This window comes from Allobaileyella intestinalis (assembly GCF_009695865.1).
GTDB classification, from domain to species: Bacteria; Bacillota; Clostridia; order Peptostreptococcales; family Anaerovoracaceae; genus Allobaileyella; species Allobaileyella intestinalis.
Genome location: NZ_VUNB01000002.1, coordinates 261,312 through 276,931, shown reverse-complemented (window position 1 = coordinate 276,931; position 15,620 = coordinate 261,312). Strand labels below are relative to the sequence as shown.

General features: G+C 47.9%; 13 protein-coding genes. 1 reads left to right on the top strand and 12 read right to left on the bottom strand.

Translation table 11 applies throughout. The annotated features are described in order from the left end of the window. Positions 1-44: 44 nt before the first annotated feature. The 10 genes from FYJ66_RS03175 to FYJ66_RS03130 form a co-directional block, all read right to left on the bottom strand. Positions 45-539, bottom strand: a complete 495-nt coding sequence (locus FYJ66_RS03175) for a methylglyoxal synthase (RefSeq protein ID WP_154572058.1) — start codon at positions 537-539, stop codon at positions 45-47. Further along, on the bottom strand, positions 536-1,873 hold the full coding sequence (locus tag FYJ66_RS03170) for a replication-associated recombination protein A (protein WP_338070521.1): 1,338 nt from the start codon (positions 1,871-1,873) through the stop codon (positions 536-538). Before FYJ66_RS03170 ends, FYJ66_RS03175 begins: the two co-directional genes overlap by 4 nt. Before the next feature lie 8 nt (positions 1,874-1,881). Then, positions 1,882-3,054 carry a SpoIIE family protein phosphatase gene (locus FYJ66_RS03165; protein ID WP_154572056.1) on the bottom strand — a complete coding sequence of 391 codons (1,173 nt, stop codon included), beginning with the start codon at positions 3,052-3,054 and terminating at the stop codon, positions 1,882-1,884. Further along, on the bottom strand, positions 3,047-4,717 hold the full coding sequence (locus tag FYJ66_RS03160; protein ID WP_154572055.1) for a [Fe-Fe] hydrogenase large subunit C-terminal domain-containing protein: 1,671 nt from the start codon (positions 4,715-4,717) through the stop codon (positions 3,047-3,049). The genes FYJ66_RS03165 and FYJ66_RS03160 overlap by 8 nt, the downstream gene beginning before the upstream one ends. Positions 4,718-4,932: 215 nt before the next feature. Further along, the gene (locus tag FYJ66_RS03155) at positions 4,933-5,091 is read right to left on the bottom strand and encodes a FeoB-associated Cys-rich membrane protein (RefSeq protein ID WP_154572054.1); all 159 of its coding nucleotides are present in this window, start codon (positions 5,089-5,091) and stop codon (positions 4,933-4,935) included. A gap of 81 nt (positions 5,092-5,172) precedes the next feature. Then, on the bottom strand, positions 5,173-7,197 hold the full coding sequence (gene feoB / locus FYJ66_RS03150) for a ferrous iron transport protein B (RefSeq protein WP_154572053.1): 2,025 nt from the start codon (positions 7,195-7,197) through the stop codon (positions 5,173-5,175). 69 nt (positions 7,198-7,266) lie between these two features. Next, complete coding sequence (locus FYJ66_RS03145) at positions 7,267-7,491, bottom strand: ferrous iron transport protein A (RefSeq protein WP_154572052.1); 225 nt, start codon at positions 7,489-7,491, stop codon at positions 7,267-7,269. Between the two features lie 219 nt (positions 7,492-7,710). Further along, positions 7,711-10,353 carry a heavy metal translocating P-type ATPase gene (locus FYJ66_RS03140; RefSeq protein ID WP_154572051.1) on the bottom strand — a complete coding sequence of 881 codons (2,643 nt, stop codon included), beginning with the start codon at positions 10,351-10,353 and terminating at the stop codon, positions 7,711-7,713. A gap of 45 nt (positions 10,354-10,398) precedes the next feature. Further along, positions 10,399-10,767 carry a metal-sensing transcriptional repressor gene (locus tag FYJ66_RS03135; protein ID WP_465250556.1) on the bottom strand — a complete coding sequence of 123 codons (369 nt, stop codon included), beginning with the start codon at positions 10,765-10,767 and terminating at the stop codon, positions 10,399-10,401. A gap of 230 nt (positions 10,768-10,997) precedes the next feature. Then, complete coding sequence (locus tag FYJ66_RS03130; protein ID WP_154572050.1) at positions 10,998-11,978, bottom strand: DJ-1 family glyoxalase III; 981 nt, start codon at positions 11,976-11,978, stop codon at positions 10,998-11,000. A 153-nt stretch (positions 11,979-12,131) separates the two neighbouring features. Between FYJ66_RS03130 and FYJ66_RS03125 the strand changes: the two genes are divergently transcribed. Beyond that, positions 12,132-13,478: a BaiN/RdsA family NAD(P)/FAD-dependent oxidoreductase gene (locus FYJ66_RS03125; RefSeq protein ID WP_206156978.1), complete on the top strand. Its 1,347-nt coding sequence runs from the start codon at positions 12,132-12,134 to the stop codon at positions 13,476-13,478. 81 nt (positions 13,479-13,559) lie between these two features. Here FYJ66_RS03125 and FYJ66_RS03120 read toward each other — a convergent pair whose 3' ends face one another. Together FYJ66_RS03120 and FYJ66_RS03115 are read right to left on the bottom strand one after the other, a co-directional pair. Further along, positions 13,560-14,810, bottom strand: coding sequence for an MFS transporter (locus FYJ66_RS03120; RefSeq protein ID WP_154572048.1), 1,251 nt, complete (start codon positions 14,808-14,810; stop codon positions 13,560-13,562). A 99-nt stretch (positions 14,811-14,909) separates the two neighbouring features. Further along, positions 14,910-15,614 carry a B3/B4 domain-containing protein gene (locus FYJ66_RS03115; protein ID WP_206156977.1) on the bottom strand — a complete coding sequence of 235 codons (705 nt, stop codon included), beginning with the start codon at positions 15,612-15,614 and terminating at the stop codon, positions 14,910-14,912. Positions 15,615-15,620: the final 6 nt, after the last annotated feature.

The following is a 15,620-nucleotide window of genomic DNA, read 5'->3' as shown; positions in this document are numbered from 1 at the left end:
TGAAAGGGATTCTTCGCGAATCCGCAAATGTTCAAATGTTCATGTTATTTTTTTTCGGATGAATCTATCTCCGCCTGGATACTCTTTACCCTCTTGTCGTTCATCTCCGTATAATCTTCCTCAGTACCGGTGTACTCTGTACCGAAAAACCTGCTGGTTATCATGAAATCTGCAGTTGCACGGTTGGAAGCATAAGGTATGTTGTAAACATTGGCAATTCTGAGAAGAGCCTTAATGTCCGGATCGTGAGGCTGGGCTTCCAGAGGGTCGCTGAAAAAGATAACCATGTCCACTTCGCCCTGGGCAATTCTTGCACCTACCTCCTGGTCTCCTCCCAGAGGGCCGCTTTTCAGGGCCTCCACAGGAAGGCCTGTGTTTGATGAAATCAATTTTGCCGTGGTCCCAGTGCCGCACAGGAAATGCCTTCCCAGAATCTCTTTATTCTGTTTGCACCAGTCCACCATTGTGTCTTTCTTGTGGTCGTGGGCAATGAGGGCGATCCTCTTCTGAGCTTTCATGGTTTTCTGATATTCCTTCATTTTTTCCTCCTCTCCATATCCTTCCACTGACGGATTTTCTCAAGTCTCTGTGCCATTCGGACCTCCATTCCCTGGTCAGATGGCTCATAGTAGTGCTTTCCCTCCAGGGAGTCGGGCAGGCACTGCATTGCTGTTATGTGGCCCTGGTAATTGTGGGCGTACTGATAGCCCTTTCCGTATCCCTCATCCTTCATGAGTTTTGTAGGAGCATTTCTGATGTTCATTGGCACCGGTTCTGCCAGCTGTTTCAGTGCGTCATCTCTAGCGGCAAAATAAGCGTTTTCCATAGCGTTGGATTTCGGAGCAAGAGAGAGGTAGATCACCGCTTGTGTGAGATTCACGCTGCATTCCGGCATTCCAATGTAGTGGCAGGCCTGATATGCGGCAACAGCCATTTCCATGGCCCTTGGCTCTGCCAGCCCCACATCTTCAGATGCAAACCGTATGACTCTCCTGGCAACATAAAGGGGATCTTCTCCGGCTTCCAGCATCCTGGCCAGCCAGTAAACTGCCGCATCAGGATCAGAGTTCCTCATGCTCTTGTGAAGTGCCGATATAAGATTGTAGTGCTCCTCGCCGTTCTTGTCGTAAAGGAGAGATTTTTTTGACAAGATCTGTTCAAGAGTCTCCTGAGTAACCTTTATCTTTCCCTGGGGGTCCATATCACCGTTGAGAACCACCATTTCCAGAGTTGACAGGGCATTTCTCCCGTCTCCATTGGCGAATCCGGCGATGGCGGAAATCATTTCATCTGAGATTTCCACAGGGCTGTTTCCAAATCCCCGGGGATCGGTGAGAGCCCGCCTGATGAGAGTCTCTATATCCTTCTTCTCCAGCTGTTTCAGCACGAAAACCCTGCACCTGGAGAGAAGCGCTCCGTTAACCTCGAATGAAGGGTTCTCCGTAGTCGCCCCGATGAGGACGATGCTTCCTTTTTCCACAAAAGGCAGGAAAGCGTCCTGCTGTGCCTTGTTGAAGCGGTGAATCTCATCTACAAACAAGATGGTTCTCTGTCCGAACTTCCGGTTCTTCTCTGCATCCTGCATTACCTGGCGTATTTCTTTAATGCCGCTGGTCACTGCGGAAAAATCTATGAACCGGGCCTTCGTCTCACTGGCGATGATCCTTGCCAGCGTAGTTTTTCCTACTCCGGGAGGTCCCCAGAAGATCATGGACGTTATCTGATCGCTGTCTATTATTTTCGTAAGGACTTTTCCAGGACCTATGAGATGGGACTGGCCCACATATTCACTGAGATTCCGCGGCCGCATTCTTGCAGCCAGAGGTTTCAGCCGTTCATCTTCAAGATTCAGTTCTGCATCTGTAAACGACATTTGTTCCATCAGAACAAGCTCACTTTCACATTTTTTCCCATTGATTCAAGGCACTTTGTCAGCTCCCCTATCAGATTCACCTTGACGTTGAAGCTGATGCTGTTGCTGCTCCCTCTGTGAGCGGGATTTATTGCCTTTCCAACCATAAAGTTTATATCAGTTGCTTCTTCAAAGAGTATTCTGCTGATTTCCGCAGCGGCATCGTGCTGGAATCCCCACTGCATGTATCCTTCATCTCTGTCCAGGTACTCTTTGGCATATTTAAGGACCTTGTCCATTGTGACTATACCCTCTGTGACCAGGTCCACTCCCTCGATTTCAGACGTAGGCGGCACGTCTCTGCTGACGATCTTCGTCGTATATGTTATAGGCTTCCCCAGGTAGTCAGCGGCAATCTTGGCGGTGGTGCCTCCGCAGATAATCTTCTTTCCTTTCTTGGAAAAAAACAGTGTCATCATCCGGTCGCAGTCGTCGGGATCTGCAGGGGGACCGAAGAGCAGGTTGACCTGCTGCCGCTTGATAACCCTTACTATGCAGGCAGTGGCATCGTCCAGAGGTTTTCCGTCATAAAGCTTGTTGCATTCCTCGATCAGAATGGCGGCAAGGGTCTTTGCAGTATATCCCACATGAGATATGGTAGCCATAAAGTCTGCAATATCAGAGACCTTCCAGTTCATGTTATAGGTCCGCTCGGCGTTGGCATGAGGGCAGCCGTCGCTCATGGCTACAAATATATCACCTTCCTCCAGGGCGATTACAGACCTTAGGACCTTGTTGCCGTCGATGACCGTTTCAATGGTCTCGTATTCGAAGACCTTGTTATCCCTGATCATGATAACCTGGGGGTTCTCAAATTGAATAACCTCGGCGGTCTCGTTCTCGATGATGTGGATGATGGTGAATGTGGAATAGGCCACCCCGTGATCCTTGTTTACAGGGAGGGTTGCGATAATAGTTCTTACGCATTCTTCCAGGCTAAGCCCCTCTGCCATCATAGTTGAGATGATCTTTGAAGTAAGGGTGGAAAGGATGCTGGCCTTCACGCCGCTGCCAAGGCCGTCGGCCAGAACAACTACTCTGGAATTCGGCCCCTGCTCCACAACATCCACATGGTCACCGCAAAGCTGTTCGTCCACGTGATTTATGCTTCTATAACCGATATCAACACTTAAATCATTCATCTGATATTGACTCCTTCAGCTTCGTCAGTGCAATCTTGGTTTCTGCAGCCGTTTCTCCCAGAAGGGAGGCAATTTCCTGAACGATCCTCATCTGCTTGTCTACCACCTTATCTGCAATATCTGTGGTCTGAAGGCGGATCTCTTCTTTTCTGGCTCTCTCCCTGGCCTCGTCGCTTACGTCTCTCATGAGGCAGAAGACCATTCCGTATTTTTTATCATAGAGGACGGTCTGCTCCACATATCTGTCGTATTCAGCCAGATATACGCACATGAAAACCGGTTTTCTGGTTTCCAGGGCGTCCATGAAAGGCTTTGGCTCAAGGAGAGTCACAATCTGCTCACCCATAACGTCTGTAGCCCTTCTTACGTTCAGGATCTCGCAGGCAGCCGGGTTCAGCTGCTGGATTTCCAGCCTTTCATTTACAACAATAAGTCCGTTAGGAGTGTTATCAAAAATAATATTGGAGAAGTCTTCTGCTTTCTCTCTCATGTAAGGCAGGCACATTCCTATTTCCGCCTTGCCCTGAAGGACGGCGATAGCTTTCTCCCTGCAGGATTCATAGCCGCAGGTGCCGCAGTTCAGCTGGTCAGAAGGCTTGTACTTTCCCATCTTCCTCAGTGTTGCCTGGATCTCTCTTTCAGGAGGTTTCATCTGATTAAGATCTATTACGTCGAAATTCTTCCTGATCTGGTTAAGTTCAGGCTGTTCAACCGGAAAATCTTCCATTCCCGCATATCCGGCTATCTCCATGTACTCAATAACAGGATGGGAATTGTACTTCTCCATTACAGGTCCGTTCATGCAGCTGCCTGAGCAGGCGGACATCTCGATGAAAACGTTTCCCTTCCCGCCGTGCCGGATGTCTTCAAGGGCCGCCATGCAATTTTCCACTCCATCTACCACCATGTACTTGAAGTTTGGATTGGACTTCTCCATGGTCTTCAGAATACCTCCGCTGGTAGGAAAGATCCTGGCCTTTGACTGGTTTCTGGAATCCTTCTTGTCCTCCAGCACAATTCCTTCTTCGTTAAACCAGTTAGAAAGGTTCTCGAAGGTCAGGGTTGCGTCTACAATGTCTGCATACTGGAGAGCCTCGTCTTTCTTGGCCACACAGGGCCCTACGAAGACAACTTTTGCATCCGGGTGTCTTCTCTTGATGTCTATGGCATGGGCCTGCATAGGGCTGGCAATATCCACCAGCCGGTTTAACAAATCAGGGTAATGCTTTTGTATGAGGAGATTCACCGAGTGGCAGCAGGATGAGATCATGCAGGACTCATCTCCTGCATTCACCATTTTGTCGTACTCTCTCTTTACTATAGTGGCGCCTATGGCCGTTTCCTCTGCCCCGGCAAACCCAAGTTTTACTGCTGCATCGTTAATAGATTCAATGCCTACATGGTAATTTGCCACAAAGGAAGGAGCCATGCTCAGGTAAACAGGTGCATCCTGCTGGAGCATTACTTTCACCAGTTCTGTGTCATCCACTATTTCCTTTGCATTCTGGGGGCACACTACGAAACAGGTTCCGCAGAGTATGCATTCGTCCTCGATTATGTGAGCTTGTCCGCCGGAAAATCTGATTGATTTCACGGGACAGTGCCTTATGCATTTGTAACAATTCTGGCAATTCGATTTTTTCAGCCTTAATACGTGGGACATTTTTCCCTCCTATGAGACCACACCAACCACAGTTTTACACGGATACTATATCATTACATGGAAAAAAAGTCATTTCCCGGCGGGAGGCTTCGGGGGGAAGTTACTGTTATTTTTTTGTAAAGGAAAAGCCCGGCCATCCCGAAAAGAGAGGGCCGGGCAAGACAAAAAGTGAACTTGAACTTTGAGGTATTGTGTTTATTAAATAAGCTGGAAGGCTAGTGGCAGCTGCCGCCGCTGTTGTGCTTGCAGCACTCTCCCGAATAAGGGCATCCTATACATTGGTTTCCCCTTTTTTTCTGCTTGTATATATATCTGACAGCGAAAAATACAACCAGTGCCAGTGCTATAACAGCAATTATTGTTGCAATGTTCATTTTTCCTGCCTCCTTTCGATAACAGTTCTTCCTGTTTTTAATCTATCACTAATTAGTGCAGATTGTCTGAAGTTAATGTGATTATTCCAGGCTGATGCTTCCAGATAATCTTCCATCCAGTCTGTATTTTTTGTCAAAGCCTGCTCTGACTTTGATTCCTGTAATCACAGTAATTGCCACGAAGCTTATTACTGCTATGAGTCCAGGAACGAAACCTTCTGCCAGATGTCCGTAAACTACCAGTGTTCCAATCTGATTTACCAGGAAGGCAACAGTGTATCCTGTGGCCAGCTGAAGGCCTACTGCGGCAAGAAGCCACTTCCTGCTTTTCAGCTCTGAATTCATGGCTCCAATTGCTGCAAAGCATGGAGGTGTGTAGAGATTGAAGAACAGATACGCCAGGGCGCTTACTGTGGTAAGGCCCATTGCAGCTGCTACCTGGCTGCCGCCTCCTGTGAGGGCGTTTTCGTCAGTGTTGATGAAAGCTGTAAGTCCGTATACTACCGCCAGGGTTCCTACAACATTTTCCTTGGCTATGAAACCTGTAATTGATGCTGCTGCCAGCTGCCATGCTCCAAAGCCGAGAGGTATGAGGAGAACGGCGAAAGGTGTTGCTACAGACTGGAGAATCGATCCGCTGTCGTTAACTACAGGCTGCAGTTTCCAGTTAAAGCCCTGCATGAGCTGTACGATCAGGTTGCAGACCAGGATTATAGTGGCTGCCTTTACGATATATGCTTTTCCCCTTTCCATCATGGACTTGAACGCGAACTTAAGACTAGGTCTCTTGTACTTAGGGAACTCCATGATGAAGAAGGATTCTCTGTATTTATATCCTGTAATGGTTTTGATCAGCAGGGCTCCCAGGAAGATCAGAACCAGTCCCAGGAAATAGCTTGCTGTGCTGACCCAGCCCTTTCCTGCAAAGAAGGCGCCGGCGAACAATGCTATTACAGGAATCTTGGCACCGCATGGAATGAAGGTTGTTATCATTGCCGTAGCACGTCTCTCCCTCTCATCCCTGATAGTTCTGCATGCCATAATTCCCGGGATGCCGCAGCCTGTGCCGATGACCACAGGAATTACGGATTTTCCAGATAAACCTACTCTCTTGAAAATAGGGTCCATAACGGCGCTTACTCTGGCCATGTAGCCGCAATCTTCAAGAAGGGCAATGAGGAAATACATGACCATTACCAGAGGCAGGAATCCCACAACGGCTCCTACGCCGCCGATAATTCCGTCAGCGATAACTGCTGTCAGAATCTGAGGACTGTCTGCCAGCTGCGCCGTTGTCCATTCCTGAAATGCTGTAATGTATGAAACCATCCAGTCGGCTACTGCAGGCCCTACTGCTTTCTGGGAAATCCAGAACACGGCTGCCATTACAACAGCAAATGTTCCGATTCCAAACACTGGAGTTGTGAGGAAAGCGTCCAGTTTATCAGCAAAGGTGATTTCAGATGCCTGAACCTTCCTGGTCTCCACCTGGTCCACAATGGAATTGACAAAATCGAATCTTCTTCTGTCTTCCAGTTCTACTGCGTCTTTGCTGCTGAGATCAATGTCCTTCTGTCTGAATGGTGGTTCTGCTGCAGAATAAGGTGTTCCTGACTTGGCCAGCTCAACGGCCTTCTGCACAACCTCTCCCACCCCGTGGGATTCGATGGATACGGTCTTCAGCACCGGACAGTTCAGCTTTCCGGCCAGAGCGTCCACATCGATTACTGTTCCTTCTTTCTCGTTGATGTCGCTTTTATTCAAGGCCACAACCACCGGTATTCCCATTTCCAGGAGCTGGGTGGTCAGGAAAAGACCTCTTCCAAGATCTGTAGCATCAACGATATTGATAATTGCGTCCGGTTTTTCGTTCAGGATATACTGGCTGGTAATCCCTTCTTCCGGAGTGAATGGTGACATTGAATATGCTCCAGGCAGATCTACTGCAACTACATCATCTGCTCCTGCATATTCACTTTTTATGGGAAATTCCTTTCTGCCTACAGTTACTCCTCCCCAGTTTCCAATCTTCTCGCTCCTGCCTGTAAGAGCGTTGTACATTGTGGTCTTTCCGCTGTTTGGATTGCCTGCAAAAGCAATTCTCATACTTCACCTTCCTTGTCTCTTCCAATAACTTATTACCTTGATAAATGTGTCTGAATTTATAATCAAAGTTTATAAAACAATGGCTCTTGCCAGATTGTTGTCCATGCTGTATCTGCTGTTCTTTATAACCGCCACACAGCTTTTTCTCTTCTTGGTTACCACTGTTACAGGTTCTCCAGGGTAACATCCCAGTCTGAGAAGGAATCTTTCCATCTCTTCGTCATTTGTATCCACCTGGCTTATTCTGTAAGTCTTGCCTGGTTCTGCATCCAGCAGTGTCCTGTTCTCTTTCATGGAAACCTCCTTCCGGCCTTCTCCGGGAAATAATTGTAAATTCCTAAAGCCCTTGGGTTAGCTTTATCTAACTCAATCAGTGTGTTAAGTATATTTAACTCGATTAGACTTGTCAACCACTTTTTTCCTATCAGCCAGAATCAGACAAATAAAAAGAGAATGGAGCCATTGCATTTGCCCCATTCTCAAATCTTTGTTTCTTTATATTTTGCAAATGTACTAGTTTACAGAAACCACTGTGTAATCCTTGTCTTCTACAGCCTTCTTAAGTGCATCGTCAGCTACATCTGAAGTCATGGAAACCACTGCTTCTCCAGCCTCGTGGCTTACCTTTGCTTCTGTAACTCCATCAAGGCTTTCAAGAGCCTTCTTTACAGTGGCCTCGCAGTGAGTGCACATCATTCCCTCAATCTTCATTGTCTTTGTCATAGTATTTTCCTCCTTTGGTTCAGTTATATTATCAGCTGAAATTACAGCATTTTCTGATTGTTGATTCTTTTCATTTTCCTCTCTGGCCGGCTCACTGTCAGTCTGCCCTGACATGTCCGGAGAGTCTTTGTGGATCTTGAAAAAGTTAAGCCGCAGTGCGTTCATGCACACGGAGAAGCTTGAAAGGCTCATGGCGGCAGCTCCAATCATAGGATTCATTGTCCATCCGTGGAACAGGGCGGTATACAGACCGGCAGCCAGAGGAATCAGCAGAATATTGTAGAAGAAGGCCCAGAACAGGTTTTCCTTTATGTTCTTCACTGTTGCTCTGCTCAGCCTTATGGCTGCAGAAGCGTCTGTCAGCTTGCTGTTGACCAGCACCACATCGGCTGCATCTACTGCCACATCGGCTCCTGCTCCTATAGCGATTCCTATGTCTGCTCTGGTGAGAGCCGGGGCATCGTTGATGCCGTCCCCTACCATTGCCACCTTGCCTGTTTCTCCCAGCCTGCGGATTTCTTTTTCCTTCTCTCCCGGAAGGACTCCTGCTATAACCTGGTCTACACCGGCCTGTTTTCCAATAGCTGCCGCAGTTATCTGATTATCTCCTGTGAGCATTACTACCTTGATGCCCATTTCATGGAACTCTCTGATAGCCTGTGGGCTATCTTCTCTGATGGTGTCTGCAACAGCAACAATTCCTGCGAATTTCTTATCCCTGGCAAAATAAAGGCATGTTTTTCCCTGTCCGGCCAGCTCTTCAGCTGCAGAGCCGGCAGTTTTGGAAAGATCCAGGCCCAGTTCACCAGCGATAAACGGCAGATTTCCTGCCAGAACCCGGGAACCGTCTATCACAGCCGAAAGGCCTTTTCCAGGAATGACCTTGAACTCCCCTGCTTCCTCAGGTGAAAGCCCTTCTTCCACAGCCTTTGTGATTATTGCCTTTGAAAGAGGATGCTCGCTCTTCTTTTCGATAGAATAGGCCAGAGAAAGAAGCTGTTTTTCCTCAAAACCCTCTGCCGGAATGAGGTCTGTCACTACTGGACGGCCATTTGTAATGGTTCCTGTCTTGTCCAGAGCCACGATATTGATGCGGCCCGTCTCCTCAAGAGCTGCGGAGGTTTTGAAGAGGATTCCGTTCTTTGCCCCCATGCCGTTTCCAACCATGATGGCAACAGGTGTGGCCAGGCCCAGTGCGCAAGGACAGCCGATTACCAGCACGCTGATGCCTCTGGCCAGGGCGAATCCAGGTGTTTCTCCCAAGAGAAGCCAAATGGCCGTAACTGCAGCAGCAATAATGAGGACTGCCGGAACGAAAATTCCCGATACCTTATCTGCTATTTTTGCAATAGGTGCTTTGGTGGCCGCAGCATCGCTGACCATAGAAATTATCTGAGACAAGGTGGTGTCCTGACCTACCCGGGTTGCTCTCGCCCTGATATACCCTGACATGTTTACGGTTGCAGCAGAAATCCGATCTCCCGGCCCCTTGTCAACAGGAATGCTTTCTCCAGTCAGTGCCGATTCATCTACGGCGGCTTCACCGCTGACAATCTGGGCATCAACAGGAATGCTCTCTCCTGCCCGGACCACAATCAGATCTCCCACAGCCACCTGGCTGACCGGAACTTCTTTTTCCTCTCCACCTTCCTCAATTACTGCAGTCTGTGGCACCAGCTTCATCAAGCTCTTGAGAGCGTCTGTGGTGCGGCCCTTGGACATTGCCTCAAGCATTTTGCCTACAGTAATCAGAGTTACAATCATGGCCGCCGACTCAAAATACAGGCCGTGCATATCCTTCATTACAGCCGCCCCATCACCGGCCAGCTGATCCGAGGTCATCTTAAAGAGGATAACCATGCTCCATGCAAAAGAAACGAAGGAACCCATTGCCACCAGAGTGTCCATGTTTGGTCCCCCATGGATCAGGCTGGAAAAACCGCTGGTGAAGAAATCCTTGTTTATCAGCATTACAACAGCGGCAAGAATCATCTGCACAAGAGCCATTGCAATGTGATTGCCTTCCATCTGAGGCGGAAGAGGCCATCCCCACATGCTGTGTCCCATGGAAAAATACATGAGCACCAGCAGGAAGGTTGCCGACAGGATGAGCCTCTTCCTAAGCCTCGGAGTATCTCTGTCTTCCAGAGCTTTCTCCTGCTCTTTCAAGTTCTCATTGAACTGGCTCACTGCTTCGGAAGTGGATTCCCTCTCTGAAGCCCTGGCCTTTCCTTCTCCCATCAATGCGGCTTCGTATCCTGCATTTTCCACAGCCCTGATTATTTCTTCAGGCGAAGCGCTGCCCTCAACTCCCATGGAATTAGTAAGAAGACTTACGCTGCAGGAGTCAACACCGGGCACCTTGTTTACGGCTTTTTCTACCCGTGCACTGCATGCAGCACAGTGCATGCCATCAACACTATACTTGTTCATCTATACCCTTTTCCCCTTTCTTTTAATTTCATATATTTCCGCCCCTTATTTCATCAGCTTGCGAAGAAGCTCCACCAGCTCGTCAACGGCCTCGTCTTTTCCTGATCTGATGTCCTCAACCACGCAGCTTCTCAGATGTGAAGCCAGCAGCTCCTTGCTGAAACCGTTCATGGCGCTGTTTATGGCAGAAGCCTGAATCAGAACATCAGGGCAGTAGGCATCTCCTTCGATCATCTTCTCCAGCCCTCTCACCTGGCCTTCAATGCGCTTAAGACGGTTCATAAGCTTTTTCTTTTCCTCTGGAGAACGGTTCTTCTTTCTGTCTGAGCAGCAGCTGCAGTTCTCAGGTGACATGTTCTCATACTGACGGTCACAGCTTTCCATGGTTTCATTGTCAATATCTGTGGTCTTCATGGCTGTTCTCCCCTTTGAAAAAAAATATTTCTAAATGCAGATTCTTCCGGCGGGCTGACCGCCCGGGTTATTTGTACTTTTCTGATGTTGTTTTTGCTAGAAAGGATAATATACCCCCGAGGGGTATATGTCAACAAGTTTTTCTGCACAAAAAAGGAAGAATGCCTCATTTACTTTACAAAATGACGCACTCTTCCTTATTGTCTGTTAAATATTATATTCTGCTGGTATTAATACAGCTCCTGTGGAAGAAGATCTTTTATCCTCATCTTCCGCACTCCCGCCGGAACTTTTACAAGAACCATGGCGTCCGGGCTAACATCATAAATGGTCTGCCTTGCGATACCGTCTGGCATAACCATTCTCCTGCCGGACTGACCTTTGACGGTAACCACCGTCGTAATCGCAGTCTCTCCTCCGGCAATTGCCCCGCTTATTGCCGCCTGCTCGGCGCTGATGCTGTCCCCTCTGGTGTTGACCAGATTAACTGCAGTATAAATCTTTCCGGATCCGCCACGGACACCGGTTGCTTCAGTGGATGTATGGGCACCGGACTCAAAGTATGTGACGATAGTCCTCTGTGCCTCCTTAATCAGTTCAACATCATCTCTCGTAAGGTTGTGCTCTTCATGACGGATATTGTACTCCATGTAGCCCACCAGCATGTCGTCTCTGATGATAGCTGCCTCAGCGGCCCGGCCCATTGCTTCCAGTATGGTAAGAGCAAAATAAATGGTCGTAGCAGGGCCTCTGGATGTAATCAGATTTCCGTCAATGCACACGGGATTGATCTCCATTCTGTCGTAGGACAGGTAGTTGTCAAAACCGGGATAGCAGGTGCCTGTTCTTCCTTTGAGGATGCCCGCCTTCTCCAGAACCACCGGTCCGGCGCAGATTGAAGCAATGAGCTTGTTTCTCTCATTAAACGCCCGGATAAAATTAAGTACATTCTCATTTTCCGACAGTTTCTCGTAGGCGTTTCCTCCCGGAATTATCAGCACGTCATAGTCCATGAAGCGGCTGCCGTTTCCCAGAATATCAACGGCCTCCACCGTAACTCCCCGGCTGCTTCTGACACGCAGGTTTTCCTTGACACTTACCAGCTGTGCCTCAATACCGCCTCTCCTCAGCACATCATAAGTTCCAAGAGCCTCTATTTCCTCAAATCCATCTTCCAGAAGAATCAATGTTTTCTCAAGAATTTTACCCATATCAGCCTCTCAATCTATCTGAATGATGCAGATTTTCATTTCCCTTCACTCTCATTTACCTGGATTATAACACATGAATGTGATGGCAAATACAAAATGTATTAATCGTGTTATCATATGTTTAAACAAGTTTTAATTAGCCAGGAGAATTATATGGAAAATAAGGGTTTCAGGCCCACCGGGAAAAATACTTATTCTGTTGTTGTGGTGGGAGCAGGGGCTTCGGGGCTGCTTTTTGCAGCCGGTTACACTAACCTTAATGGCGGCAGTTCCACTGATGGCAGGGGATTCTCAGGTCTGATCATCGATCACAACGGAAAGGCCGGGGCAAAGCTCCTGATATCCGGAGGGGGCAGGTGTAATTTCACCCACGGAGGAAACATTAAGGATTTCCCCTCTCACTATCATAATGGAAAAAAAATCAGGTCATCTCTGTACAAACACAGCAATAAGGCCTTCGTTGATTTCATGGCCGGTCTTGGAATCAGCGCCACAGAAGAAGAGGACGGAAGGATTTTCCCTTCTTCAATGAGGGGATCGTCGGTTGTATCTGCTCTTGAAAGGAAATCGGTCTCCAGTGGATTCACTCTCCTTCAAGGCTGCTCCATAACCGGAATAATCCCCCCAGACAGAAACAGCGGAGAGAATCTCTGGTGCCTTTCACTAAAAAGATGCGGCAGCAGATATCCCTTCTCTCCACGGGAGAACCAGGAAACAGCCATGATATACACCTCCAGCCTGGTAATAGCTGCAGGAGGCATTACATTTCCCGAAACAGGCTCTGACGGCAGCATTCACCAGATTCTGGAGCAAAACCTGGGAATAAGATTTACAGATATGGCTCCTGCTCTTATGAACATAAATTTGAAGAACAACCCTTTCGGACAGCTTGCAGGTGTAACCCTGGAGAGCACGACTCTCACCGTATTGAGGAGCAGCGGAAAGAAAGAGAAAGAAATATCCGGTTCCATTCTTTTAACCGGTTCCGGCATATCTGGTCCGGCGGCCATTAACGCCTCAGCCTGGATGGAGCCCGGCTCCTTCCTTCAGATATCATTTGTTCCTGATATGGACGAAGGCCAGGTCAGAGCCCTCCTGGAAAGGGAAATAAAAGGACGGACCCAGAACGTAAACAACATTGCTTCTGTTCTGTCCGCCTCAACGGCACTGCCAAAGAGTCTTACCCGTGTACTGGCCGCCATGGCTGCTGATGGTGACACTCCATCTCTTAAAAAACTGTCCCGGCTTCTCACCAGTTACCGGCTGGAACCGGATTTTTCTGATCTTTCTTCAGGCAGAATCCTGAACCGGGCCATGGTCACAAAAGGCGGAATCTGCCTTGATCAGATAAACATGAAGGCCATGGAATTCAAGGATTATCCCGGTTTATATGCCATTGGTGAAATTCTGGATGTCCACGGAGAAACAGGAGGATATAATATCCAGTTCGCCTACTCATCGGCTATGACTGCAGCATCCGCCATTTCAGGCAGACAATAAAGAAAAAACGCAAGACCTGTGAAACTTAATTCATCAGGGTCTTGCGTTTTTTTCAGTCAAGATAATGATAATGGCTTTTTACTAATTCTCGTACTTCTTGCTCAGAACATTCAGTACAGCCATGATAACAGCGCCCAGAACGGCGATTACCAGGATAGCCATGAAGTTGCTGCCGTAGTTTCCGTGAGCCTTTTCCAGAAGGCTGGCGGACATCATCGGTCCGATGATTGCTGCAGGCAGAAGGGAGAAGTTGGCAATGCTGAAGTTAGTAGCAAAGTACTTAGGTCCGAATGCCTTGTTTGTATAAGTAGAAGAGATTGTAGGTGTTCCGCCGTATGCCATTCCTACGAAGATCAATCCGATGATGACCATTGGCAGGTTGTCTGCTTTTCCACCGAAGATCAGCAGGACAGCTGCAATCAGGTAGAAAATGTTGTTTACAGTCATTGTGATTTTTCTTCCGAATTTGTCAAAGTTGTTTCCGGCAATAATTCTTCCGATTCCGTTAAAGAGAGAAATAATCAGGCCAAGTACAGCAGTTCCGCCGTATGCAACGGAAATGTTAGCTGCACTGTTGATAACCAGAAGACCTGCGGAGTTGAGGACGATTGTCCATGCCATGAACACCCAGAATCTTCCGGATCTCAGCATCTCTCCAGATGTGTAGTTCTTCTTGTGGTATGGATTTCCATCTTCCTCTTCTTCATCTGCAGCAGCTGATACATTGCTGGCAGCAGGTGCTTCAGGAGCCTTGATGATCAGGATTCCCAGAAGGAGAACTACTGCAATGGCAATGGACAGCACTCTGAATGTTGAGAAAATGCCCATGCTTCCAATCATTGAGTTAACGGCACTTCCCAGAGCCAGGCCTCCGATTCCGAATCCCATGAGCATGATTCCTGTAGCCAGACCGGTCTTGTCAGGGAACCATCTTGTGATAGTTGTTACAACAGCGTTGTACGCAAATCCTACTCCAGATCCACCGAAGACGCCGTAGAAAATGTAAACCATGATCAGGCTCTTGTGGGAGTCTCCTGGTGTAAGTGTGGAAACTGTAAAGAATCCGACAAAGAGGAGAACCAGGGCGATCAGAAGTCTGATCTTAACGCTGAACTTCTTGGACAGCAGTCCTCCCAGGTATCCGCCGATGCAGAAAAATGCCATTGAAATAGTAAATGTCATTGAGAGCTGCGACAGTGTCCAGTCAGAGTAGATCTGGCTGAATGGGACCTTGAAAATCGACCATGCGTAAATAAGTCCCACAAAGAGCAGCACTACTGTACCTGCTGCCAGGTACAGCCATCTCTTGCTGTTGTTTGTAATATTTTCCATCAAAATCTCCTTATAACTAATAATTTTTCATCAAACAATATTTCCCACTAAAAAACAGCTGCCCGCTTCGAACAGCTGCGGAAATATGGAGATATTGTATCACAACTGTGTTTCAAATTCCATATTTTCTTTATTGATTAAACCTTCTTTTACCTTGCCTCCCAGATGTTTTCTGCAGAGGTCTGCCAGATCCCGGCGGCACTTCATCACAGAGTCCAGATTGCTCTCGAAGCCGTCGATGATGAAGAGCACATGTCCTGTTTCTTCGGTGATCTTACCCTCATCTCCCTGTCTCCAGGTCCACCTTCTGGTGCGCACGTGGTTTCCTGTTACGTAAACCACTTCTCCTTCCGGTACAGGTTCCCTTTCCTCTGCTCCGAAAGGAAGGAAGGTATCACCTTCAACGGCCGGTCTCACTCCGAAATCCCCAATCATGGAATCCAGATCGTGGGCTCCGATTGGGATAATGTACTTGTATGAAAGGGCGTTTCCCATATCCACAATCTTGTTTATGGAATGCATTCCCTGACCTTTTGCTACTCTTGTCATCAGCGCCTCTGCTGCGCACATATATCTGTTGGGATTAATACCCATGGCCCTGAAGGCTTCTCTGTATGGCTGAAGTTCCGGTTCGTTCTTGACCTTCTTGTCTTTAAAGTGCTCACTGCACTCTTCGATAGACTTATTGAGAAGGTCGGCAATCTCCTTTTCTTCTCCCCTGTTGTCTCCGCCTTCAACACTTACAAGGCCGAACTGTGCATCAGGTATCATTTCGAAGACCTTTTCGGATACGTAAAATCTCATGTTCCC

Excerpts from the sequence above, each read along its gene's own strand:
- FYJ66_RS03175 (WP_154572058.1), bottom strand. The coding sequence starts at position 539 with ATGAAGGAATATCAGAAAACCATGAAAGCTCAGAAGAGGATCGCCCTC.
- FYJ66_RS03170 (WP_338070521.1), bottom strand. The coding sequence starts at position 1,873 with ATGTCGTTTACAGATGCAGAACTGAATCTTGAAGATGAACGGCTGAAA.
- FYJ66_RS03165 (WP_154572056.1), bottom strand. The coding sequence starts at position 3,054 with ATGAATGATTTAAGTGTTGATATCGGTTATAGAAGCATAAATCACGTG.
- FYJ66_RS03160 (WP_154572055.1), bottom strand. The coding sequence starts at position 4,717 with ATGTCCCACGTATTAAGGCTGAAAAAATCGAATTGCCAGAATTGTTAC.
- FYJ66_RS03155 (WP_154572054.1), bottom strand. The coding sequence starts at position 5,091 with ATGAACATTGCAACAATAATTGCTGTTATAGCACTGGCACTGGTTGTA.
- feoB (WP_154572053.1), bottom strand. The coding sequence starts at position 7,197 with ATGAGAATTGCTTTTGCAGGCAATCCAAACAGCGGAAAGACCACAATG.
- FYJ66_RS03145 (WP_154572052.1), bottom strand. The coding sequence starts at position 7,491 with ATGAAAGAGAACAGGACACTGCTGGATGCAGAACCAGGCAAGACTTAC.
- FYJ66_RS03140 (WP_154572051.1), bottom strand. The coding sequence starts at position 10,353 with ATGAACAAGTATAGTGTTGATGGCATGCACTGTGCTGCATGCAGTGCA.
- FYJ66_RS03135 (WP_465250556.1), bottom strand. The coding sequence starts at position 10,767 with ATGAAGACCACAGATATTGACAATGAAACCATGGAAAGCTGTGACCGT.
- FYJ66_RS03130 (WP_154572050.1), bottom strand. The coding sequence starts at position 11,978 with ATGGGTAAAATTCTTGAGAAAACATTGATTCTTCTGGAAGATGGATTT.
- FYJ66_RS03125 (WP_206156978.1), top strand. The coding sequence starts at position 12,132 with ATGGAAAATAAGGGTTTCAGGCCCACCGGGAAAAATACTTATTCTGTT.
- FYJ66_RS03120 (WP_154572048.1), bottom strand. The coding sequence starts at position 14,810 with ATGGAAAATATTACAAACAACAGCAAGAGATGGCTGTACCTGGCAGCA.
- FYJ66_RS03115 (WP_206156977.1), bottom strand. The coding sequence starts at position 15,614 with ATGAGATTTTACGTATCCGAAAAGGTCTTCGAAATGATACCTGATGCA.